The following is a 22,025-nucleotide window of genomic DNA, read 5'->3' as shown; positions in this document are numbered from 1 at the left end:
GGGCGGCATGGCTGCCGCCCTCCGGTGAAATTGGCAACTGCGGCGTGAAGCGGAGCTCAAAGCAGCGTGAACGGCTGGGCCCGCTTGGTCCAGTCGCTCTCGGGATACTCTTTGGAGAGCTGCTGGTGGATTTCCTTGAGCGCGGCGGGATCGTGGCTCGAACTGAACCGGGCCACGCCGCGCAGGTACACCGCCTCGGGCGCCGCGGCGCAGTCGGGGCAGCCGTTCAAGAGGGTGGTGAACTGGATCACCGCCTCGTTGAACTGGCCGTTATCAAGGCTCGCCTTCCCCATCCCCAAGAGCACCGAGCCGATCATCTCCTCGGGAGGGAGGAAGCCAACCGTGCGCTGGTGCTCGCGCCCGTACAGGTCGAGGGTGATCAGGGTCGGGGTCCAGGAGATGCGGAAGTCGCCGGTCTGGGTGGTGGCGGAAACCGGGATCCTGACCGGGATGACGCGGTCCGCGATGAAGTTCACCACGTCCTCGTCGGCGAAGGTGACCTCTTCCATCTGCTTGCAGCCGATACATTGCGGGCTGAAGAATTCAAGCAGAACGGTCTTCTGTTCAGCCTTCGCCCGAGCCAGCGCTTTCCCCATGTCCGTTTCCCAAGGTAGCATGGTAAACCCTCCTCCCGGTTATCATTAAACCCACGCTAAAGGGTAGCCCTTGGATTTCCTGTGTCAAGTCCCCTAACCGCTTGCAGTTTTGGGCGAAATGCATATAATGAATCCGGCCCAGCCCAGACACTCACGCCTGAAAGGAAGTATTTTGTCCAGCAAAAACCCGCGCCGCGCCGCCTTTGAGATCCTGCTTCGCATCGAAAAAGAGAAGTCCTTCGCAGACATCCTGATAGACCATGAACTGTCCAAGGACATGATCAAGGGGGCCGACCGCGGCCTTCTCACCGAACTGGTGTACGGCGTCTTGCGTCGGCAGGGGACCCTGGACCACATCATCGGGCAGTTCTCCAAGCAGAGAACCGACAAGCTCGAGCTCTACGTGCTGCTCTTGTTACGCCTCGGGCTGTACCAGTGCTTCTTCCTGGACCGCGTCCCGGTCTCGGCGGCGGTGAACGAGACGGTGAAGCTCGCCAAGGAGCTCGCGCCGCGGGCGTCGGGCTTCATCAACGCCATCCTGAGGAACGCCGACCGCAACCGCGACAACATCAGCTATCCCGACCGCGCCGAGAACCCGGCCGCCTACCTGGCGGTGCGCTACTCCCACCCCGCCTGGCTCACCAGGCAGTGGTGCGACCAGCTGGGGGTGGACGGGGCCGAGGAACTGGCCGCCGCCATGTCGGAGCCGCCTCCCTTCACCATCCGGGTCAACACCCTGCGCGCCTCCCGGGAGTCGCTCATGGCCCGCCTGGCCGAGGAGGGGGTCAACTGCAGCGAGACCCGCTGGTCCCCCGACGGCGTCAGGCTGAACCAGTCCGGGCTCATCTCGCGGCTCCCCTCGTTCCGCGACGGCCTCTTCACCGTGCAGGACGAGTCGTCGCAACTGGCGCCCCTGTTCCTCGCGCCGGAGAAGGGGGACCGGGTGCTCGACGCCTGCGCGGCCCCCGGGGGAAAGACCACCCAGATCGCGCAGCTCATGGGCAACACCGGCGAGATCTACGCCTGCGACGTCAACCACAAAAAGCTCCGGCTGATCAAGGAGACCTGCGACCGCCTCGGCATCACCTCGGTGCGCACCTTCACCATGGACGCCATGGCGCCCTCCCCGGCCATCAAGGAGGTCACCTTCCAGCGCATCCTGGTCGATGCCCCCTGCTCGGGGCTCGGCGTGATCCGGCGCAACCCGGAGGGGAAGTGGAGCAAGTCGCCGGATGACCTCCTGCCGCAGGCGCGCACCCAGGGCACCATCCTGGAGAACCTCTGCAAGTACCTGGAGAAGGAGGGGATACTCCTCTACGCCACCTGCTCCACCAGCGTGCAGGAGAACGAGTACGTCATCGACACCTTCCTGCGCGAGCACCCCGAATTCGTCGCCGAGGACCTGCGCACGCTCTTCCCCGAGTTCGCGCCGCTCTTCACCGAGCGCGGCTTCTTCAGGAGCTGGCCGCACCGCGACGGCATGGACGGCTTCTTCGCCGCCCGCCTCAAGAAAATCAAGTAGGAGAAGCCATGAAAAAGATCGCACCTTCCATACTGTCCGCCGACTTCGCACGTCTGGGCGAGGAGATCAAGGCCATCGAGACCGCGGGCGCCGACTACGTCCACATCGACGTGATGGACGGCCAGTTCGTCCCCAACATCACCATCGGCCCGCTCATCGTCGAGGCCGCGCGCCGCGTGACCACGCTGCCGCTCGACGTGCACCTGATGATCGTGGACCCGGACCGCTACATCCCGGACTTCGCCAAGGCGGGGAGCGACATCATCGTGGTGCACGCCGAGGCGACCAACCACCTGCATCGCACCGTCCAGCTGATCAAGTCCTTCGGCAAGAAGGCGGGCGTCTCGCTGAACCCGGCCACCCCGCTCAACGTGCTCGACTACGTCATGGAGGAGCTGGACCTGATCCTCCTGATGACGGTAAACCCGGGCTTCGGCGGCCAGTCCTTCATCGAGGCCTGCATCCCCAAGATCCAGGCGCTGCGCGCCACCATGGACCGCAGGGGGGTGGAGGCGGAGCTCGAGGTGGACGGCGGGGTGAAAACCGACAACATCGCCCGCATCGCCCACGCCGGCGCCGACGTCTTCGTGGCCGGCAGCGCCGTCTTCAACTCGCCCGACTACGCGGCCACCATCGCCGAGCTGAAGCGGCGGGCCAAGGAGCCGGTGCTCTGATAGCGAAAGACGGACAGGAACGGCCGGGGGCTCCGGCCGCGATCAGGGAGCGGCTGAAGGCCTCTCTTGCCGCCCGTCGCCGCGTTCCCATGGAGGCGGGGCCGATCCCCGCCGCCGTCCTGCTTCCCCTGTTCCTGAAAAACGGCGAATACCACATCCTCTTCACCAAGCGGACCACCCACCTCACCCACCACAGCGGCGAGATCTCCTTCCCCGGCGGGCGCTGCGAAGAAAGCGACCGCGACAGCGCCGACACCGCGACCCGCGAGGCCTGGGAGGAGGTCGGCATCGATCCCGCCGACGTCGAGATCCTCGGCGAGCTGGACGACTGCCACTCCATCCACAACTACCTGGTCACCCCCGTGGTCGGCATCTTTCCCGAAAACTACGTCCTCACCGTCAACGACGCGGAGATCGAACGGCTCATCGAGGTGCCGCTGGCGCACTTCTCCAGGCCCGGCGTCTACCGGGTCGAGTACTGGGACCACAAGGGGTTCAAGAACTATCCGATGTACTTCTACCTCTACGGCGACGACGAGATCTGGGGGCTGACCGCCCGCATCCTGAAGAACTTCCTGGACGTGTTCTGGGGGGTGGAGCAGGCGGGCGAGGAGTCGGAGCAGTTTTAGCGCGCCTGCTCGAGTAGCATTCTTTTCAGGTCGATGGCCAGACGCCTCTGCTCCTTTTGCAGCACGAAGCCCCGTTTCAGCACCCCCGCCTCGATCCCTTTCATGTGCAGTGCACCCCACGGAATCAGGATGGTGTCGTACTTCTTGAGCCCCTCGTCGAGGTAGCCGAGCAGCACCTCGTTGCGGCGGGTCAGGATGTCGTCCATGATCACCTCCTGCATTTCCGGGGTGACGTTTCGCTCCGCCCAGCGGTTCAGGTTGAGGGCCGCCTCGGCGAAGGAGGGAGTCCTCCCCAGTTCCTTCCCGACCTGGTCCAGAAAGCGCAGCGTCTCGGGTCGAAAGGCGCTCAGGTCGGTGTCCGCCACCAGGATGTCGGGCTGGTTGTCGGCCGGTTTGGCCGGCGTCCGCAGCCCCTTCTCGTCGATCACCCTCCCCGGAAACAACAGCTTCTGCTGCGAGGCGAGCCCGAGGAAGCTCGCAACGCCGCGGTAATCGAAGTGGTGCTGCAGCGCCCCCTTCTTGTCGGTCACCCCTTCCGCCAGCACCACAGTCCGCCCCTGGGCCGGTACCCGTGCCACGTCCTCGTAATACCCCTTCTCCCCAACATGCACCATGCCGGTGAGCCGCAGAGTCTGGTCGCCGCGGCGGTACACCCGCTCGGCCAGGTAGAGCCCGCGCGGCGTCACCCTGATGAAGCCGGCCGTGTTGCCCTGCGCCCAGCCGTCGGCCAGGAACAGGGTCAGCGTCGCCAGCAGCACGGGAAGGAACACCAGGTTGACACCGGCGAAGACCAGCGTGTTTCTGACACCGAAGTAGGGGCCTTCGAAGCGCCAGTCCGGCAGCGTCAGCCCCGGGTCCTTGGCATCGCGGTAGCGCGCGATCATAAGCGGCGGGACGCATAGTTGTACGAGCGACATGGCGACGGCGTAGAGCCTGGAGTCGCTCAGCACCGGGAACGCCCAGGCCGCCAGGGGAGAAACGAACAGGAACGCGATCAGCGGGATGAAGAGCTTCTTGGGGAGCCGCCGGTCGATCCCCAGGCAGAGGTAGAGGGGGATGGCGAGGAGCAGGACCGAGTTGGCGACCTGGAACCTGAACATGGCGAGCGGCGCCACCGGGGCGACCAGCGAGGAGAGCTCGTCCAGCACGGAAAGGAAGCCGTCGGCGAAGAACAGGATCAGGAAGACGTTGGCGAGGTTTCTCATGGTTTCCCGGGAGTATGGGTGGCGTGGCAGCAGGCGGGCCCGAGCGGGCAGCCGTCGCAGGAAGGTTTCTTGCGGCAGTGGCGCTTGCACTGCTCGACGATCAGGGCGTGGTACTCGTTGAAGAGCGGGACCTCGTGCGGCAGGTGTTCCATGAACAGGGAGCGTACCCGGTGGTAGTCGTCTTTCTCGCTGACCAGGCCCAGCCGGGAAAACAGGCGCCGGGTGTAGGCGTCGACCACGAAGGAGGGCTTGCCGCCGGCGTAGAGGAGGATGGAGTCGCAGGTCTCCGGGCCGATGCCGGGGACCGCGATCAGCTCGTCGCGCAGCGGCTGCCACGCTCCGGCGAACATCGCCTCCAGGCTCCCGTGCCGCTCGAAAAGCCAGCGCACGAACCCCTTCAGCCGCACACTCTTCACGTTGAAAAAACCGGAGGGGCGTATCGACTCGGCGAGCCGCTCCAGGTGTACCTCCCGGATCGCCTCCGCCGAGAGGAGCCCCTCCCGTTTCAGGTTCGCTATCGCTTTTTCTACGTTGAGCCAGTTGGTGTTCTGGGTGAGGATGGCCCCGACGCAGACCTCGAAGGGGGTGTCCGCGGGCCACCAGTTGAGGGCGCCGTAGCGTTGGTACAGCGCGTCGTATATTTCCAGCAGGCGGGTTCGCCGTTCCTTTGCTGCCAACTTCTCTTCTCCGGGCCGGGGAGTGCCGCCGGCGGGGGGAATTCCCTCGCCGGCGGCCGACTAGCTACGGTAGCAGCATTGCGCCCTCCCTGTCCAGAGCTTCCTGGTTAGCGCACCACCTGGTTGCCGAACAACGCGTTGTTCCCCTCGTCGCTCTCCGCCAACTGGGCGTTGGTGTCGGCGATGCCGGAGACCATGTAGGTCCCGGTCGGGACGGTGGTCGGGATGGTGACGGTGCCGGTCAGGACGGTCTGGGCTCCCGGCGCGAGCTGGGCGGTGCTGACCTTGGTGACCAGGTACTCGCCGGTTCCGGTGAAGGTGAGCCGGCTCAGGTAGACGCCGGTGTAGGAAAGGCCGGAGTAGGTGCTGCCGATGTTCTTGACCGTCACCGAGTAGGTGAGTTTTCCGGCCGAGACGCTCCCGGTGACCGCGGTGACCTGGAGGTCGCTGCCGACGCCGAACGGTGCCCCCACGGCGCCGTTGTTGGCGTCGTTGTCCTCGGCGACCACGTTGGCGGGGTCGGCCAGGGCGGCCAGGTAGTAGGTCCCGGCGGGGATGGAGGAGGGGACGTTCACCGTGCCGGTGAAGGTCTTGCTGGTGCCGCCGGCGACGCTGGACGGTGTGGCGATGGTGATGACGTAGTCGGAGGTGGACGCGGTGGCGTCGGCCGAGAAGTAGAGGGTGACCGGCACGTTGGGGTTGCCGTTGCCGCTGTTGTTGACGGTGACCGAGTAGCTGAGTACGCCGTTGGCGAGGGTTCCAGAGACGGCGGTGACGGTGAGATCGTTTCTCACCTGCACCGGGCTGCCGATGGTGCCGTTGTTGCTCTCGTCGCTCTCGGTGACCACGCCCATCACGTCGGCGAGAGCGGCCAGGTAGAAGCTCCCGACCGGGGTGGACGAGGTGAGGACGACGCTGCCGGTGAGGACCGTCGCGGCGCCGGCCGCCAGCGGCGGGGTGGCGACCTTGACCACCAGGTAGTCCGCGCTGGAGGCGGTGGTGTCGGTGGAGAGGTACAGGCCGGTGTTGGAGTAGGCCGCCGCGGTGCTGCCAGCGTTCTTCACGGTCAACGAGTAGGTGAGCACGCCGCCGGAGATGCTGCCGGTGACGGCGCTGACCTGGAGGTCGCTCCCCATGGCGAACTGCGCCCCGACCGCGCCGTTGTTGGCGTTGTCGTCCTCGGTGACGATGTTGTTGGGATCCGCCAGTGCGCCGAGGTAGAAGGTGCCGGCGGGGACCGTGGACGGGATGGTCACGGTGCCGGTGATGGTCTTGCTGGTGCCGCCCGGCAGCGGGAAGCCGGGGATCTGGGTGACCAGGTAATCCGAGGTGGTCACGCTGGTGTCGGCGGAGAAGTAGAGGGTGACCGGGACCGTGGGGTTGGCGTTGCCGCTGTTGTTGACGGTGACGGAGTAGGTGAGGACGCCGTTAACGATGGTGCCGGAGACGGCGCTCACGGTGAGGTCGTTGTTGACCGTGACGGCGTTGCCGACGGCGCCGTTGTTGGTCTCGTCGCTTTCGGTGACCACCCCCGCCACGTCGGCGATGGCGGCCAGCTGGTAGCTCCCGGAGGGGGTGGTGGCGAGGAGCAGGTAGCTGCCGGTCAGGACCACCTCGCCGCCTGCCTGCAGCGGCTGTGTGCTGACCTTCAGCACCAGGTAATCGGTCGTCGCGGCGACGGCGTCCGTGGAGAGGTAGATGCCGGTGTTGGAGACCCCGGAGGTGATGCTGCCGTCGTTTCTGACGGTGACCGAGTAGGTGAGCATGCCGCCGGCGATGCTGCCGGTGACGGCGGTCACCCTGAGGTCGCTGCCGATGGTGACCTGCGCCCCGACGGCGCCGTTGTTGGCGTTGTCGTCCTCGGTGACGATGTTGTTGGGATCCGCCAGTGCCCCCAGGGAGAAGGTGCCGGCGGGGACCGTGGAGGGGATGGTCACGGTGCCGGTGATGGTCTTGCTGGTGCCGCCCGGCAGCGGGAAGCCGGGGATCTGGGTGACCAGGTAATCGGTGGTGGTCACGCTGGTGTCGGCGGAGAAGTAGAGGTTGACCGGGACCGTCGGGTTGGCGTTGCCGCTGTTGTTGACGGTGACGGAGTAGGTGAGGACGCCGTTAACGATGGTGCCGGAGACGGCGCTCACGGTGAGGTCGTTGTTGACGGTGACCGCGTTGCCGACGGCGCCGTTGTTGGTCTCGTCGCTTTCGGTGATGACGCCCGCCACGTCGGCGATGGACGCCAGCTGGTAGTTCCCGGAGGGGGTGGTGGCCACGAGCTGGTAGCTCCCCGTGAGCACCACCTCGGTGCCCGGTGCCAGCGGCTGGGTGCTCGCCTTCAGCACCAGGTAGTCGCTCGTCGAGGCGATGGCGTCGGTTGAGAGGTAGATGCCGGTGTTGGAGACCCCGGAGGTGATGCTGCCGTCGTTTCTGACGGTGACCGAGTAGGTGAGCATGCCGCCGGCGATGCTGCCGCTGACGGCGGTCACCTTGAGGTCGCTGCCGATGGTGACCTGCGCCCCGACCGCGCCGTTGTTGCCGTTGTCGTCCTCGGTGACGATGTTGTTGGGATCCGCCAGGGCGCCGAGGTAGAAGGTGCCGGCGGGGACCGTGGACGGGATGGTCACGGTGCCGGTGATGGTCTTGCTGGTGCCGCCCGGCAGCGGGAAGCCGGGAATCTGGGTGACCAGGTAATCGGTGGTGGTCACGCTGGTGTCGGCGGAGAAGTAGAGGTTGACCGGCACCGTCGGGTTGGCGTTGCCGCTGTTGTTGACGGTGACGGAGTAGGTGAGGACGCCGTTGACGATGGTGCCGGAGACGGCGCTCACGGTGAGGTCGTTGTTGACGGTGACCGCGTTGCCGATGGCGCCGTTGTTGGTCTCGTCGCTTTCGGTCACCACACCCGCCACGTCGGTGATGGCTGCCAGTTGGTAGCTCCCGGAGGGGGCGGCGGCCAGGAGCGAGAAGCTGCCGGTCAGCACCACCTCGGTGCCGGGCTGCAGCGGCGGGGTGCTCGCCTTGAGCACCAGGTAGTCGCTCGTCGAGGCGATGGCGTCGGTTGAGAGGTAGATGCCGGTGTTGGATACGCCGGAGGTGGTGTTGCCGTCGTTTCTGACGGTGACCGAGTAGGTGAGCATGCCGCCGGAGACGCTGCCGGAGACGGCGGTGACCCTGAGGTCGCTGCCGATGGTGAACTGGGTGCCGGTGGAGCCGTTGTTGCTCTTGGCATCCTCGGCGACGATGCCGTTGGGATCGGCCAGCGCGGCGAGGTAGAAGGTGCCGGCGGGGACCGTGGACGGGATGGTCACGGTGCCGCTGATGGTCTTGCTGGAGCCACCCGGCAGCGGGGAGCCGGGGATCTGCGTGATGAGGTAATCGGAGGTGGTCACGCTGTTGTCAGCGGAGAAGTAGAGGGCGACCGGGACGTTGGGGTTGCCGTTGCCGCTGTTGGACACGGTGACGGAGTAGTTGAGCACCCCGGCCGAGAGGTTCCCCGAGACGGAGCTCACGGTGAGGTCGTTCTTCACCTGGACCTGGTTGCCGACGGCCCCGTTGTTGTCCTCGTTGGCCTCGGCCACTATGCCGGCCATGTCGGCCACGGCGGCCAGGTAGAAGGTGCCGATCGGGGTCGGCGCGGCCAGGGGGACGCTGCCGGTGAGGGTGAGGTCGGCGCCGGCCGGGATCTGGGCGGTGGCGACCTTGGTCACCAGGAAGTCCGCCGTCGTGGCGGTGGCGTCGGTGGAGAGGTAGATGCCGGTGCTGGACCCCCCCGAGGTGATGTTGCCGTCGTTTTTGACGGTGACCGAGTAGGTGAGCATGCCGCCGGCGATGGCGCCGGAGACGGCGGTCACCCTGAGGTCGCTGCCGATGGCGAACTGCGGGCCGGTGGCACCGTTGTTGTTCTCGTTGTCCTCGGAGACGATGTTGGCCGGGTCGGCCAAGGCGCCGAGGTAGAAGGTGCCGCTGGGGATGGTGCCGGGCACGGTGACGCTGCCGTTGAAGGTCTTGCTGGAACCGCCGGGGACCACGCTCGTGTAGAGCGCGGTTACCAGGTAATCGGCGGTGGTGACGGTCGGGTCGGTGGAGAAGTAGAGGCTCGCCGGCACGTTGGGGTTGCCGTTGCCGTTGTTTTCAACGGTGACGGAATAGGTGAGCACGCCGCCGGAGAGGGTGGCGGAGACCGCGGTGACGGTGAGGTCGTTGTTCAAAACGACCGGGTTGCCCAGGGCGCTGTTGTTCCCCTCGTCGGTTTCAGTGAGCTGCTCCGCCACATCCGCCCTGGCGGTGAGGTTGAAGGAGCCGGTCGGGGCCGAGGCGGAGAGTGTCACGCTGCCGGTGAGGACGACCTGCGCACCCGGCGCGAGCACCGGAGTGCTGATCTTGCCGACCTGGTAGTCGCCCGGTGCCGCGAACGTGTCGCGGCTCAGGTACAGGCCGGTGCTGCTCGCGGCCGCGGCGATGTTGCCGGTATTGAGCACGGTGATCGAGTAGTCGAGCTTGCCGCCGGAGATGCTCCCGGAGACGGCGGTGATTTGCAGGTCGTTGCCGACGGTGAACTGCTCGGCGGAGGTTCCGTTGTTGGTCTCGCTGTCCTCGGCGACGATGTTGGCCGGGTCGGCGAGGGCCGCCAGGTAGAAGGTGCCGGCGGGCATCGTGCCCGGGATGCTGGCCATCCCGGTCAAGGTCTTGCTGGTTCCGCCGGGGATGGCGGTGGCGCTCAGGGTCGTGATGAGGCGGTCGGTGGTCGCGGCGCTGGCGTCGTCCGAGAAGTAAAGGGCGACCGGGGCGTTGGCGTTGCCGTTGCCGGTATTGTTCAAGGTCACCGTGTAGGTGAGTACTCCGGCGGAGAGGGTGCCGGAGAGGTCGCTGACGGTGAGATCGTTGTGCACCGTGAACTGGTCGCCGGTGGCCGCGTTGTTGCTCTCGTCCCGCTCGACGACGATTCCCGTGGCGTCGGCGATGGCGCCGACGAAGTAGCTGCCGTTGGCAAGCGAGGTGGGGAGGGCGATGCTGCTGACCAGGGTGACGCTGGCGCCGGCGGCGATCGACGGTGTGGCCAGCCGTATCATCCTGACGTCCGAGCTGGAGATGACATTGTCGGTGGAGAGGTAGATGTCGGTGCTGGAGGAGCCGGCGGTGATGGTTCCGCTGTTGGTGACGGTGACCGAGTAGCTGAGCTTTCCGGCCGCCACGCTGCCGCTCACCGCGCTCACCACGAGGTCGCTGCCCGGGAGCTGCGAAGGATCGAGGACCGGCAGCGTGCCGGTGTGCTCGAGGTCGTGGGCGAACACGGTCCATTGGTGGCTGAACGGGGAGAGGTACTGTCCGGACTTCCAGACGTGAACGTTGCCGTCCGCGGTCTTCAGCGCAAGTTCGAGCTTGCCGTCACCGTCAAAGTCGCCCATGGCGGGAGAGCTGGCGGCGTAGGTGTTGAGCGCGACGCGTTCCGGGTAGGAGGCGAGGGTGACACCGGAGGCGTTGTACCCCTGGAGGTAGGCGTCGGTATCGCTGCTGGCGAAGAAGATGTCGGGGAGCGTGTTGCCGCCGTAGCCTCCAACGATGGGGAGGGCCTTCTTCTGGACGGCCTGGCTCTCGTTGAACAGGGTCCAGCCGGGATGCACCGAGCCGTCCCCCTTGAAGGCGCGCCACTGGTAGCTGGACGGCGTGGAGCTGATGTTGGTGATGATTTCCGGAATGGCGTCCTTGGTCAGGTCGGCGGCGATGATGCCCCCTTCCGCGACGGGGACCGGGAACTGCAGCGGCCACCCCGGCAGCTGCGTGCCGTTTTTGTCGAAGACCGAGATGCGGTGCGCCTGGGTGGTGGCGTCGGCGAAGTAGTTCTGCTTGACCAGTACCTCGAGGGCGTTGTCGCCGTTCACGTCGGCGAGGACCGGGGTCCAGATCCTGGTCTTGGCGTTGTTCCAGTCGCCCAGGTTGGTCGCCGCCTGCCACTGCTTGACCTCGTTTCCTTCCTTGGCGTAGGCATGCAGCACGCCGTCGCTGGTGATGGACACCACTTCCTTCCTGCCGTCGCCGAGGAGGTCTCCCACCACCGGCATCTGCTCGCTGGTGGCCCTGGAGCCCACGGCGGGGCCGTTCAGCACCGGCCAGCCCGGGAGCATCGTCCCTTGCGCAGTCACGGTGGCCAGGATGGATTTACCGAAATTGGGATCGGCGGGGCTGTCCGGCGAGCACTCCACCGTGATGGTTTTGTTGCCGTCGCTGTTGAGGTCGGCGATGACCGGGGCACCGCAGGATCCGGAAATGCCCGTCGTGGAGTTGGACACGGTCTGCAGCCCCCCGGTGAAAACCACGATCCCGCCGGGCTGGCCGGGGGTGTTCACGCTGACGATGATCTTGTTGGAGCCGTTCCGGAAGAGATCGCTCACGGCCGGGGTGGAGATCGTGGTGCCGGCGGGGAAGTCGTAGCGGGCGTAGACGGTGTTATCCGATTTGAGGACCAGGAGCGAATTCCACATGCTGACGATCAGCTCCTGCTTGCCGTCACCGTTGACGTCGGCGAATACCGGCGATGAATTGCCGTCGGCGCCGGCCGGGGGATTGCTGTAGACGAAGGGCCACGCGGACATCTCGTCCTTGGTCAGCATGATCTGCCAGGTCGCGGTGTCGTAGTAGCCGGCGCTGTCGGTGACGCGGACGGTGATTTGCGGGTTGCCGGTCTCCGTCGGGATCCCGGAGATCTCGCCGGTGGCGGGGTTCATGCTGAGGCCGGCGGGGAGGGTGCCGGAGGCGATGGACCAGGTGTAGGGGGGGAGGCCGCCCACGGCACCCAGGCGCATCGCGAACCTGAGCGGAAGTTTCGCGGAGACGATGTGGCCTATGTAGCTGGCCGGAAGATCGACCGAGGTCGCATCGAGCAGGGAGACCTGGGGATACCCAACCGACATGCTGCCGCCGGGGTAGCTGAAATTCACCGTGCCGCTGTCGGTATTGGGGGTCCAGGTGGCGGTGAAAATGCCGTCGCCGGCGGTCTGGTCGGGGGCGACGCCGTTATCCAGCAACTCGATGGTGGCGCCTCCCGGCAGGGTGGCGATGACCGGGCCCACCGCGGAACCGCAGTTGATGCTGAGGACGCTCAGGGTTACCGGCACCCCGGCGGTCAAGGTCCGCGACTGGTACAGCGGCGCGAACAGCGGCCGGTCGGTGCAGGCGAGCGAGTTGTAGGCGTTGAGCCTTCTGCCGGTGATGCTGACATCGGCCAGGGCGGGGACGGCATCGCCGCCGGAGAGGATCAGGTTCCTGGTCTGTTTCCAGTCCTTGCCGGTCGAACGCAAAAGGGCGGCCAGGCCGGTGACGTGCGGGGCGGCCATCGAGGTGCCGCTCTGCATTCCGTAACCGCTCTGGTAGCCGATGTTGTAATTGGAGAAGTAGGGGACCGTGCTCAGGATGTTGTCGCCGGGGGCGGCGATGTGGATCGTGTTGCGGCTGTAGTTGGTCCAGGAAGGACGGGTCTCCTCGAACGGGGAGTTCGGGTTCTGTCCGGAAGCCGCCACCGCGATGACGTTGGTGAGGGGGTAGCTCGCGGGGTAGAAGGGGGACTTGTCGTTGTCAGCGCCGTAGTTCCCCGCCGCGCCGACGAACAGTATGTCGGGCTGGGCGGCGATGGCATCGTAGAGCGCCTGCGAGTAGGTCCGGGTCCCCCAGCTGTTGTTGGTGGCGACGACGTTCACGCCCTTGTCCTTCAAGGTCTTGACGTAGTTGAGACATTCGATCGCGGAGGAGATGTACCCGGTGGCGGTGTCGGTGGTGGCCAACGGCATGAGGACGGGAGGGGAACTGGGAGTGGTGGTGCCCAGGCACTTGCAAGCCAGGAGCTTCACGTTCCAGTTGAGCCCAACCACCCCGACGTTGTTGTTGCCCAGTGCGCCGATGGTGCCGGCGATGTGGGTGCCGTGGTAATTGTCGTCGAAGGGGTCGGAGTCGTGGTTGTAGGTGTCGATGCCGTGCACGTCGCCGACGTAGCCGGTGTCGATGCCGGGGTTGGTCCAGACGTTGTCGGCGAGGTCGGGATGGTTGTAGTCGATGCCGGTGTCTATGACGGCGACCACGGTCTCGCTGGAGCCGGTCGTGATGTCCCAGGCGGCGGGGGCGTTGATCCGGTCGAGCCCCCATAGGTGGCCGCTGCGCCAGTACTCGTCGTTGGGAACGGCGCTCGCCTCGACGGCGTAGTCGGGCTCGGCGTACTCGACGTCCGGATCCGCCTTGATCGCGGCCAGGGTCTCCTCGACGGTCATCCCCTTTTTCACCTTGACCTGCTGCATGTTCAGGCGGGGGAAGTCCTTGCCGGCGGCGGTGCCGTGGCGTTGGTGCAGCTTCTCCTTGGCATGTGCGGTTACGCCCTGCTTGAACTTGACGATGATGGCATCGTCGCGCTGTTTCGGGGCCGGGTTGATTCCCGCGTGGCTTTCGCCGGGGGAGCCGGGAGCCGCCTGGACCCCGCAGGGGAGGAGCAGCAGCATGAGCAAGGAGAGCAGGAGCAGCAGGCATCGGTTCATCTTCATGAGTACAGACCTCGCAGTGGAATGAACTGTGAACTTTTCCGTATAGGGTTAGGCGTTTGGGGGCAAAAATACCCAATGAAATTATGCAAATACTGTGCGAGCGGCGCGGGAATGGCGAGCTTTTGCGTAAACGTCCGATGGGCGGGTCTGCGGGGATGAGCGACGCGGGAGAGACGTGAGAGGTTTTTCCTGAAACTTGTCAAATGGCGTAGCGATCTCCGCCATTTAGCCCGTCGCCGTGCTCCCGCGCCGCCGAGGGCAAAACAAAAGGCCGGCTCGATGAGCCGGCCCCGTCAAGTGGCGCGGTCGCCAGGGGCGACGTTGATGTACGTCGCCGGGGGCGCTGGGGGTGTCGTTACGGCTGCCAAAGGCGTCGCTGTGGTTACTTCGCCAGGTCGCCGCGGTTTTCCGGAGCGTCGCTGAGGCTGCGCGCCTGTTCGGCGGCGTCTTCGAGGAATTCCCTGGAGTACCTGACGTAGTTCCCGGCGGAGCGTCCGAGCCAGGCGATCTCGTTTTCGGTGAGGTCCCTCTTGTACTTGGCGGGAGCCCCGACCCAGAGGGTGCCGGGGGGGATCACGGTCCCCTCCGTGACCAGGGCGCGGGCGCCGACCAGGGCCCCCTTGCCGACCACGGCCTTGTCCATGATCATGGCCTGCATGCCGATGAAGGCGCCGTCCTCGATGGTGCAGCCGTGCAGGGTGACGCTGTGCCCAACGGTGACGTCGTTGCCGATGACCAGCGGGGCGCCGGGGTCTTCGGCGTGTTTCTTGTGGGTCACGTGCAGCATGGAGAGGTCCTGGATGTTGGTGCGGTCCCCGATGCTGATCGAGTTCACGTCACCGCGCACCACGCAGTTGTACCAGATGCTCGCTTCCTTGCCGATGGTCACCTCGCCGATGACCACCGCCCCCTCCGCGATGAAGGCGGACGGGTCGATCTTGGGATGCATCCCTTTGAAGGATCGGATCATGTGTCTTCTCCTGTGGTTCGTCCGCTCCCTTCTCTGTGAGCGGGGGGACGTCCACTCTCCCTTTCCCCCCGGAGGAGGGGTGGGGTGAGGGAGTCTTTTCATGTTGTTGCTTTTGGGTGCCTGGCGCCGCCCTTACCCCAAGCCACTCTCCCGCAGGGCGAGGGGAGTCCGCCTTAGTCCCTCGGGATGGCCAGCATCCGGTCCAGGGCGCGCTTGGCGGGGACACGGACCTCCTCGGGGACCTTGACCACGGGGCTCATGCTGACCAGCGCCTCGTGCACGTCCTCCAGGGAGGTGAGTTTCATGTTGGGGCAGATGAGGGCCGGGGAGGCGAGGATGAACTCCTTGTCCGGGTTCTCGCGCTTGAGCCTCCAGAGGATGCCCGCCTCGGTGCCGATGATGAAGCGCTTGGCGTCGCTTTTCTTGCAGTAGTCGTACATCCCCGTGGTCGAGCAGACGTGGTCGGCGAGCGCCACCACCGCCGGATTGCACTCAGGGTGACAGACGAAGGGCGCACCGGGATTCTGTTGCTTCAACTCCTTGACCACTTCGGGGCGAAGCCGCTCGTGGGTGGGACAGTACCCCTCCCAGAGGTGGAACTTCTTGTCGGTGAAGCGCGCCACGTAGCTCCCCAGGTTCTTGTCCGGCGCGAAAATGATCTCCTGCTCGCTCATGGACTGGACCACTTTCAGGGCGTTGGCGGAGGTGCAGCAGATGTCGCTCTCGGCCTTGACCGCGGCGGAGGAGTTAACGTAGGTCACCACCGGCACGCCGGGGAGCTTCGCCTTGAGTTTTTTCAGCTCCTCGGCGGACACCATGTCGGCCATGGGGCAGCCGGCGTCCAGGCGGGGGAGCAGTACCGTCTTTTCCGGAGCCAGGATGGAGGCCGATTCGGCCATGAAATGGACGCCGCAGAAGACGATCACCTCGGCGTCGGTCTTGGCCGCCTCCATGGAAAGGGCCAGCGAGTCCCCGGTTATGTCAGCGATCTCCTGCACTTCGTCGCGCATGTAGTTGTGCGCCAGGAGCACGGCTTTGCGCTCCTTGAGCAGCGCCTTAATATCGGCTTTTAAAGAATCCTGCGTCATGTTTGTCACCACCAAAATCTGTCTTTCTCATTTGAAATATATGGTAAACAGGACCGATCTTAGACAATGTTCGGGATCATGTCAAACCAATTAAGGTCCTACCTTTGCAAGCTTGACACCCGTCGGTAAAACCTCTATTATTTTTTGGACTTTTTGTATGACAAACGCGCGTTTGACGCATACCAAGCGAGGTAAATAGTATGTTCGGAATCGGGATGCCTGAACTGGTCATCATTTTGGTCATAGCACTCATCGTCATCGGTCCCCAGAAGCTGCCGGACCTGGCCAAGTCGCTGGGGAAGGGGCTGGCCGAGTTCAAGAAGGCCACCGACGACTTCAAGCAGACCATCGAGGCCGACAGCAGGACCGAAGAGGAGAAGGAGCACCTGGCGAAGCTCGCCGAGGCCAAGAAGAAGGCCGAGGAGGAGAAGGTGCGCGAGGCGGAGGAACTCAAGGCGAAGGTCGAGGGGACCGTTGCCGCCGAGCCGGCACCGGCCGCCGCGGCCGCCGTGGAAACGGAGAAGAAGGCCTAGGGGCCGCCCAAACATCAGTACGCGAAAAAGGCGGGGACATCCCCGCCTTTTTTCTTATGCTCAGCCGCTATGATCCGGCACCCGTCGCGGGGCGGGCACAGGTGACGCCATGTTCAACTGGTTCAGGAAAAAGAAAGAGGAACAGCAGTTTCCCGACAGCGCCGCCGCCTTCGCGCACGCCTGCTCCATCGGCTACACCCCGCTCATCGGCGGGTTGGTCCCGGCGCTGGTCGAGGAGTCGGGAGGCTTGAACCGCGACGGCGAGCGCACCTTCCTGGTCAGCCTGGCCGCCCCCGAACGGCCGTTGCAGCTCTGGAGCTGCACCTTGAAGGGCGCGCCGGGATACCCGGAAGAGGGGGAGTTCGTCGGCTTCCGGGTGGTCACCATCGCCTCGGACCTCCCCGAGCCTGCCAACCTGATCGGCTACATCGCCTGCCGGCTGGAACCGAGGCTGGTGCCGGGGAAGGGGTGGGCCGTGGCACAGAGCTACACCCCCGAAAACATCAAGCCGGATTTTCGCCCGATGTAGGCAAGGGTCGGGCGGATGGTTATTCGCCCCTGCGCCCCTGCACCACGAGTTCGGCCGGGACCGGCTCGCTCTCCCAGGTGATCTCCGGGTAGAGGGACTTGTCCAGCTTCAGGTAGGTGCCGTCCACCCCCGTCTCAGCCCACCAGCATTCGTTCCCCTTCACCGGGAGCTTGTCGAAAAGGTACAGGTCGTTGTTCTTGTCTCTGGCGAGGAACATGGTATCTCCTTTTTCCGTGGCGGCCGCGGCCGCAAACGGGAAGGCCCTCCCGCTCTGGCAGGAGGGCCTTTCGGTAGTCAGTGTCTGGTTTATAGCTACTTGATCTTGAACTTGTCCCTGGCGATCTTCGCCTCTTCCGATTTCGGGTGCTCATCCACCAGCTTCTTCAGGATGTAGGCCGCGCTCTTGCTGTCCCCCAACTCCCTGAATGCCATTCCCTGCTTCAGCATGGCGGCCGGGGCCTTCTCCTTGTCCGGGTAGTTCTTGATCACTTCCTGGAACTCCAGCACCGCCTGCTCGTAGTTCTTCTCCTGGTAGTAGCTCTCGCCGATCCAGTACTGGGCGTTGGCGGCCAGGTTGTGCTTTGGGTACTGCACCAGGAAGCTCGCGAAGTACTCGCGGGCCTTGGCCCCCTGGCCCGCCTTGAGGGCGTCCTGCCCCTGCTGGTAGAGCAACTCTGGGGACTTGAGCGCCGCCTGCGCCTTGGCCTGCTGCTCCTCGATCCCCTTCTCCAGCTTGGTCATGCGCGCCTCGAGCGCGGTCAGCCTCTTGTTCAGGTCTTCCTTCAAAAGCGCGATGTCGTCGGCAGGTTTCTGCGCCAGGATGCGCACGTCGTCCACCTTGCCGGTCAGAAGCTGCATGTCCACCCTGGCGCTCTCCAGGGTCGCCTGCAGGTCGGCCCCACCCTTGCGGATGGAGGCCATTTCCTTCTGGTACCCCGCCATGTCGGCCTGCAGCGCCTCGAGGCTCTGCCGGTAACCGGCCAGTGACTTCTCCACCCCTTCCTTCACCTCGCCGCGGACCTCGTTGAGTCCCCGGTCCAGCGTGAAGAGGCGGTTCTTGATCTCGTCGTTGTCCCGGCGCACCGATTCCAGATCGCTCTGGCTGGCGCAGCCGAAAATGGTAAGAAGAACCAGCGCTCCCAGCGCCCCCCTCGTAAACGTCATGACAAAACCTCCTTTAAGGCCGGTCGATAAAAAAAGGAGCCCGAAGGCTCCTTTGGGCTGCGTGGCGAGCGTCACTTGACGACGACGAATTCGTCCCTTCTGTTCTTGGCCCAGGCCGCCTCGTCGTGGCCGGCGTCGACCGGTTTCTCTTCGCCGTAGCTGATGGTGGCGATGCGCTCCGAGGCGATGCCCAGGTTCACCAGGTAATCCTTGGCGGCCTTGGCCCTTCTTTCGCCCAGGGCCATGTTGTAGTCGTCGGAGCCGCGCTCGTCGCAATTCCCCTCGATGCGGATCTTGACCGACGCCTGACGGCTCAGGTACTCGGCGTTCCTGGTGAGGATGTTGCGGGAGTCCTCGGAAAGGTCGGAAGAGTCGAAGTTGAAGTAGATCTTCTGCAACTGCCCCTGCAGGTCACCTGCCGGCGCCTTGGAGGCCTCACGGGTCGGCTCCTGCGCCACCACCGGCTCGCGCACCGGGGTCGGCTCGGTGACCGGGGCCTTCGTCTGCGGCCTGGCCTCCTGGGCCGGTTTGGCTGTTTCGGGGGCGGGGGCCGTGACCGACGGAGCCGTCTCCTCGGGCTTGACCAGATCCTTTTTGGCGCAGCCTCCCGCTACCAAAGCTCCCATGCAAAGAACAACAAGGCATCCGGCGATATTCTTGCGCATTCCCCACTCCTTTTGATCTATGGAATATTGACATCGTGGCTGCCGATGCCCTTGAAAAAAACGACTGAAAGTATACCCACGTTTTCGAGGTTAAGCAACGGTCATGATTTGTTCGCGCTACCAGTTCACCGACCAGGTCGGATGCGTGTTCAGCGCCCGGTCGGGCGAGATCCTGGTCTGGCCGCTGCCGTCGGCGCGCATCAGGTACAGCCCCTCGCCGCCGTCGCGGGTGGAGCTGAAGACGATGAAACGGCCGTCCGGAGAGTAGCGCGGGTGCTCGTTGCTCCCCACGCTGGTCAGCTGGGTGTTCCCGGAGCCGTCCGGGTTGATGGCGTAGATCTGGAAGCCCCCTTCCTTGCGCGCGTAGACGATGCGGTCGCCCTTGGGGGACCAGCGCGGCGTCACGTTGTAGGCGCCGTTGCTGGTGAGACGTTTCACGTTGCCGCCGTTGGCGTCCATCACGAAGAGCTGCGGCTTGCCCAGACGGTCGGAGACGAAGGCGATCCGGGCGCCGTCGGGAGACCAGGCGGGGGAGACGTCGATGGCGTGGTTGTTGGTGAGCCGCGCCAGTTCCTTGCCGTCCCGGCCGATCTGGTAGATCTCGGAGTTGCCGTCCTTGGAGAGGACCAGGGCGATCTTGTTCCCGTCCGGGGAGAACACCCCCATGGCGTTCAAGCCGCTTCTGGACGAGACGCGCGCCTCCTGGCCGGTGAAGAGCTCGCGCCGGTACAGGTCGGGGTTCCCCTTCTTGTAGGAGGTGTAGATGAGCTCCTTGCCGGAGGGGGCGAAGTCGGGGTAGAGGTTGATCGAGCCGTTGTTGGTGAGCCGCTGCGGGTTGCGGCCGTCGTAATCCATGATGAAGATCTCCTTGTTGCCGGAGATCTTGGAGACGTAGGCTATCTTGCCGGTGAAGGGGCCCTTCGAGCCGGTCAGCACGCGCAGCACCTCGTCGGAGAAGGCGTGTCCCATGCGGCGCAGGTCCTTCAGCCTGCCGCTGTAGCGCTTGGCGACCACCTCCCGGTTCAGCACCTGGTCGACGAGGCGGCACTCGATGATGGCGGTGTCACCCTGGACCCCGTAGGCGCTCTTCAAGAGGAGCGCGCTCCCTTCCGCAGCGGGGGAGATCTCGAAGGGGCCGGCGATGCCGAGGTCGAAGCCGAACAGTTCGGGGAGCTCGCGCGCCGCCTCGGCGGGAAGCGTGCCGGAGAGCGCCGTGGTGGGGGCGATGGCCAGCTTCATCTTCCCGGAGGTCGGGGCGGTGACGTCGAGGTAACTCTCCGCCGCGAAGCCCTGCGGCCCCAGAACCAGTAACAGCAGTAGCAGAAGAATTCTCATCATTTCTATTTCACCCCTTCAGGCATGAAGCGGAACACGCGTTTGTATTGTGTGTGGTTGGGCGGGGGCACCAGCGTCTTGCCGGCCAGCGCCACCGCGCGTTGCACGGCGTCGTCGAAGAAGGGGTCGCCCGATCCCTTTTCCACGCGGTAATCGATGCTGCCGTCGGGAGAGACCGTGATGGTGGCGATCACCTGCGGCGCCCTGGTCTGGGTGGCGATGACCTGCTTGAGGGCGTCCCTGAGCCGGGACTGCAGGTACGAAGAGTAGTCGCTCCCCGCCTGGTTCCCGGTTGCTCCCGGCATGCCGATGCGGCTGCTCCCTCGTTTCTTCAGGGCATCCAGCACCGCGGCCTGGCGGCGGTCCTCGGCCTTTTGCTGCAGCTTGGCCATCCGTTCGTTGAAGGCCTTGTCCTCGGCCTCCTTTTGCTGCTGTTCGGTTTTGGCCTGGGGTTTCGCGGGCGCCTTCGGCGCGGGCTTGGTCGGCAGGGCCATGGCCGGCTTGGGCGCCGCGGGGGGTGGGGGCGGCGCAGCGGGAGCCTTGGCTTCGGCCGGAGCAGGCGCGGCGGGCATGCCGCTTTGCGGCGAAGCGACCGGTAGCGTGACCATGTCGACGTAGGTGACCGGGGTTTCGTCCCTGCGGAACTCAGGGAGGGCGTGCCAGTTGGCGATGATCAGGAACACGACCAGGTGGCAGACGAGGGAGACCGCCAGCATCCCCCCCGGCCCCGGGTAGTTGCGCGTGAACGCGGTTTTCATCGGCGTTGCGGGGACTCCGTCACCATGCCCAGGCGCTCCACGCCGGCCCCCTTGATCTGGGCCATGACCCGCACCACGTCGCCGTAGGGAACGGCCTGGTCAGCCTTGAGGAACACCTCGCGCTTCTCGCGGCCGGCCAGCATCGTGGTCAGCTTGTCCTTCAGCTGGTCGCCCGCGACCTCGGTGGAATTGATGAAGGTCTTGCCGGACTGCTCGACGGAGACCACCAGGGTGTCTTCCTTGGGCGCCAGCGACTTGGTGTCCGCCTTGGGAAGGTTGACCTGGACCCCCTGCTGCATCATCGGCGCGGTGACCATGAAGATGATCAAGAGCACCAGCATGACGTCGACCAGAGGCGTGACGTTTATCTGCGACATGGTGCCGCGATCGCCGTTATCCCTGTTGCCGAACTCCATGGCTTATCTCCCCGCGAAGTTGCGCTGCACGATGTTGAGAAATTCGGTGGAGAAGCTGTCCATCTCCGAGATGAGCACCTTGATTTTGTGCTGGAAGTGGTTGTAGCCCATGACCGCCGGGATCGCGGCGACCAGGCCGATCGCGGTGGCGATGAGCGCCTCGGCGATGCCCGGGGCGACGACCGCCAGGGAAGCGGAGCCGCTCTGGCCGATCTTCTCGAAGGCGGTCATGATGCCCCAGACGGTGCCGAAGAGGCCGACAAACGGCGCGGTGGCGCCGGTGGTGGCGAGGAAGGTCAGGTATTTCTCCAGCCGGGTGATCTCGATGGTGGTGGCGCGGCGCAGGGCACGGGCGATGTTGTCGACCCCGCCGAGGTCGGTGCTGACGATGTTCGGGTCAGCCTTCTCCTCGACCTTCTCCTGCAGTTTCCTCAGCTCGCCGTACCCCTCCTGGAACAGGACGGTGAGGGGGGAGTGCTCGAAACGGTCCAGTTGCGAGTTGATGGCGTCGAAGCGCTTGGCTTTCCAGAAGAATTCCAGGAAACGCTCGGAGGCGCCGTTGGCGCGGTACACCTGCAGCAGCTTGTAGAAGATGATGCCCCAGGAGACCACCGAGAAATAGAGCAACAGTAAAAGTACCAGTTTTACGACCAGGCCGGTCGAAGCAAGCATGCCCACGTAGCAACCCTCCGCGGTTAGATGGAAACCAAACTGGAAAAATATGCTGAACCCATTGGGAAGTCAACAGGAA

The 22,025-nt window shown here is 65.1% G+C and carries 18 protein-coding genes; 5 read left to right on the top strand and 13 right to left on the bottom strand.

The genetic code is table 11. The features are described from left to right. Nucleotides 1-56: 56 nt before the first annotated feature. Complete coding sequence (locus tag KOL99_RS00155) at nucleotides 57-617, bottom strand: thioredoxin fold domain-containing protein (protein WP_216508341.1); 561 nt, start codon at nucleotides 615-617, stop codon at nucleotides 57-59. A gap of 151 nt (nucleotides 618-768) precedes the next feature. Between KOL99_RS00155 and rsmB the strand changes: the two genes are divergently transcribed. The 3 genes from rsmB (at nucleotide 769) to KOL99_RS00140 (ending at nucleotide 3,421) form a co-directional block, all read left to right on the top strand. Continuing rightward, nucleotides 769-2,118, top strand: coding sequence for a 16S rRNA (cytosine(967)-C(5))-methyltransferase RsmB (gene rsmB / locus KOL99_RS00150; protein WP_216508339.1), 1,350 nt, complete (start codon nucleotides 769-771; stop codon nucleotides 2,116-2,118). An 8-nt stretch (nucleotides 2,119-2,126) separates the two neighbouring features. Beyond that, the gene (rpe, locus tag KOL99_RS00145) at nucleotides 2,127-2,792 is read left to right on the top strand and encodes a ribulose-phosphate 3-epimerase (protein ID WP_216508337.1); all 666 of its coding nucleotides are present in this window, start codon (nucleotides 2,127-2,129) and stop codon (nucleotides 2,790-2,792) included. Nucleotides 2,793-2,881: 89 nt separating this feature from the next. Next, nucleotides 2,882-3,421, top strand: a complete 540-nt coding sequence (locus tag KOL99_RS00140) for an NUDIX hydrolase (protein WP_216508335.1) — start codon at nucleotides 2,882-2,884, stop codon at nucleotides 3,419-3,421. Here KOL99_RS00140 and KOL99_RS00135 read toward each other — a convergent pair. The 5 genes from KOL99_RS00135 to nadA form a co-directional block, all read right to left on the bottom strand. Then, nucleotides 3,418-4,626 (bottom strand): hypothetical protein, encoded by a 1,209-nt coding sequence (locus KOL99_RS00135; RefSeq protein ID WP_216508333.1) that lies wholly within the window; start codon nucleotides 4,624-4,626, stop codon nucleotides 3,418-3,420. The genes KOL99_RS00140 and KOL99_RS00135 overlap by 4 nt on opposite strands. Then, nucleotides 4,623-5,303 (bottom strand): endonuclease III domain-containing protein, encoded by a 681-nt coding sequence (locus KOL99_RS00130; RefSeq protein WP_216508331.1) that lies wholly within the window; start codon nucleotides 5,301-5,303, stop codon nucleotides 4,623-4,625. The genes KOL99_RS00135 and KOL99_RS00130 overlap by 4 nt, the downstream gene beginning before the upstream one ends. 107 nt (nucleotides 5,304-5,410) lie before the next feature. Further along, nucleotides 5,411-13,816, bottom strand: a complete 8,406-nt coding sequence (locus tag KOL99_RS00125) for a CARDB domain-containing protein (RefSeq protein ID WP_216508329.1) — start codon at nucleotides 13,814-13,816, stop codon at nucleotides 5,411-5,413. Between the two features lie 382 nt (nucleotides 13,817-14,198). Then, complete coding sequence (locus KOL99_RS00120) at nucleotides 14,199-14,786, bottom strand: gamma carbonic anhydrase family protein (protein ID WP_216508327.1); 588 nt, start codon at nucleotides 14,784-14,786, stop codon at nucleotides 14,199-14,201. Nucleotides 14,787-14,959: 173 nt separating this feature from the next. Next, entirely contained in the window at nucleotides 14,960-15,874 is a 915-nt protein-coding gene (gene nadA / locus KOL99_RS00115) for a quinolinate synthase NadA (protein ID WP_216508325.1), read from the bottom strand. Between the two features lie 200 nt (nucleotides 15,875-16,074). Between nadA and tatB the strand changes: the two genes are divergently transcribed. Together tatB and KOL99_RS00105 are read left to right on the top strand one after the other, a co-directional pair. Continuing rightward, the gene (gene tatB, locus KOL99_RS00110) at nucleotides 16,075-16,407 is read left to right on the top strand and encodes a Sec-independent protein translocase protein TatB (RefSeq protein ID WP_216508323.1); all 333 of its coding nucleotides are present in this window, start codon (nucleotides 16,075-16,077) and stop codon (nucleotides 16,405-16,407) included. Between the two features lie 109 nt (nucleotides 16,408-16,516). Then, nucleotides 16,517-16,936, top strand: coding sequence for a hypothetical protein (locus KOL99_RS00105; RefSeq protein ID WP_216508321.1), 420 nt, complete (start codon nucleotides 16,517-16,519; stop codon nucleotides 16,934-16,936). A 19-nt stretch (nucleotides 16,937-16,955) separates the two neighbouring features. Here the strand turns inward: KOL99_RS00105 and KOL99_RS00100 are convergent, their stop codons facing one another. The 7 genes from KOL99_RS00100 to tolQ all read right to left on the bottom strand — a co-directional run bounded on the left by KOL99_RS00100 (nucleotide 16,956) and on the right by tolQ (nucleotide 21,952). Then, nucleotides 16,956-17,153: a hypothetical protein gene (locus KOL99_RS00100; protein WP_216508320.1), complete on the bottom strand. Its 198-nt coding sequence runs from the start codon at nucleotides 17,151-17,153 to the stop codon at nucleotides 16,956-16,958. A 95-nt stretch (nucleotides 17,154-17,248) separates the two neighbouring features. Beyond that, nucleotides 17,249-18,100, bottom strand: coding sequence for a tol-pal system protein YbgF (gene ybgF / locus KOL99_RS00095; RefSeq protein WP_216508318.1), 852 nt, complete (start codon nucleotides 18,098-18,100; stop codon nucleotides 17,249-17,251). 71 nt (nucleotides 18,101-18,171) lie between these two features. Beyond that, the gene (gene pal, locus KOL99_RS00090) at nucleotides 18,172-18,765 is read right to left on the bottom strand and encodes a peptidoglycan-associated lipoprotein Pal (RefSeq protein ID WP_216508316.1); all 594 of its coding nucleotides are present in this window, start codon (nucleotides 18,763-18,765) and stop codon (nucleotides 18,172-18,174) included. Nucleotides 18,766-18,882: 117 nt separating this feature from the next. Beyond that, a complete protein-coding gene (tolB, locus tag KOL99_RS00085; protein WP_407931846.1) occupies nucleotides 18,883-20,100 on the bottom strand; it encodes a Tol-Pal system beta propeller repeat protein TolB in 1,218 nt (405 codons plus the stop codon). A 5-nt stretch (nucleotides 20,101-20,105) separates the two neighbouring features. After that, the gene (locus KOL99_RS00080; protein WP_216508312.1) at nucleotides 20,106-20,858 is read right to left on the bottom strand and encodes an energy transducer TonB; all 753 of its coding nucleotides are present in this window, start codon (nucleotides 20,856-20,858) and stop codon (nucleotides 20,106-20,108) included. Further along, entirely contained in the window at nucleotides 20,855-21,274 is a 420-nt protein-coding gene (gene tolR, locus KOL99_RS00075) for a protein TolR (RefSeq protein WP_216508310.1), read from the bottom strand. The genes KOL99_RS00080 and tolR overlap by 4 nt, the downstream gene beginning before the upstream one ends. Nucleotides 21,275-21,277: 3 nt before the next feature. After that, nucleotides 21,278-21,952, bottom strand: a complete 675-nt coding sequence (gene tolQ / locus KOL99_RS00070; protein WP_216497616.1) for a protein TolQ — start codon at nucleotides 21,950-21,952, stop codon at nucleotides 21,278-21,280. Nucleotides 21,953-22,025: the final 73 nt, after the last annotated feature.

It is taken from the genome of Geomonas azotofigens, assembly GCF_018919395.1.
Classification (GTDB): Bacteria; Desulfobacterota; Desulfuromonadia; order Geobacterales; family Geobacteraceae; genus Geomonas; species Geomonas azotofigens.
This window is presented reverse-complemented; position numbering and strand designations above follow the sequence as displayed.

Coding starts and splice junctions, on each gene's coding strand:
- KOL99_RS00155 (WP_216508341.1), bottom strand. CDS start 617: ATGCTACCTTGGGAAACGGACATGGGGAAAGCGCTGGCTCGGGCGAAG.
- rpe (WP_216508337.1), top strand. CDS start 2,127: ATGAAAAAGATCGCACCTTCCATACTGTCCGCCGACTTCGCACGTCTG.
- KOL99_RS00140 (WP_216508335.1), top strand. CDS start 2,882: ATGGAGGCGGGGCCGATCCCCGCCGCCGTCCTGCTTCCCCTGTTCCTG.
- KOL99_RS00135 (WP_216508333.1), bottom strand. CDS start 4,626: ATGAGAAACCTCGCCAACGTCTTCCTGATCCTGTTCTTCGCCGACGGC.
- KOL99_RS00125 (WP_216508329.1), bottom strand. CDS start 13,816: ATGAAGATGAACCGATGCCTGCTGCTCCTGCTCTCCTTGCTCATGCTG.
- KOL99_RS00120 (WP_216508327.1), bottom strand. CDS start 14,786: ATGATCCGATCCTTCAAAGGGATGCATCCCAAGATCGACCCGTCCGCC.
- nadA (WP_216508325.1), bottom strand. CDS start 15,874: ATGACGCAGGATTCTTTAAAAGCCGATATTAAGGCGCTGCTCAAGGAG.
- tatB (WP_216508323.1), top strand. CDS start 16,075: ATGTTCGGAATCGGGATGCCTGAACTGGTCATCATTTTGGTCATAGCA.
- KOL99_RS00105 (WP_216508321.1), top strand. CDS start 16,517: ATGTTCAACTGGTTCAGGAAAAAGAAAGAGGAACAGCAGTTTCCCGAC.
- KOL99_RS00100 (WP_216508320.1), bottom strand. CDS start 17,153: ATGTTCCTCGCCAGAGACAAGAACAACGACCTGTACCTTTTCGACAAG.
- ybgF (WP_216508318.1), bottom strand. CDS start 18,100: ATGACGTTTACGAGGGGGGCGCTGGGAGCGCTGGTTCTTCTTACCATT.
- pal (WP_216508316.1), bottom strand. CDS start 18,765: ATGCGCAAGAATATCGCCGGATGCCTTGTTGTTCTTTGCATGGGAGCT.
- tolB (WP_407931846.1), bottom strand. CDS start 20,100: ATGAGAATTCTTCTGCTACTGCTGTTACTGGTTCTGGGGCCGCAGGGC.
- KOL99_RS00080 (WP_216508312.1), bottom strand. CDS start 20,858: ATGAAAACCGCGTTCACGCGCAACTACCCGGGGCCGGGGGGGATGCTG.
- tolR (WP_216508310.1), bottom strand. CDS start 21,274: ATGGAGTTCGGCAACAGGGATAACGGCGATCGCGGCACCATGTCGCAG.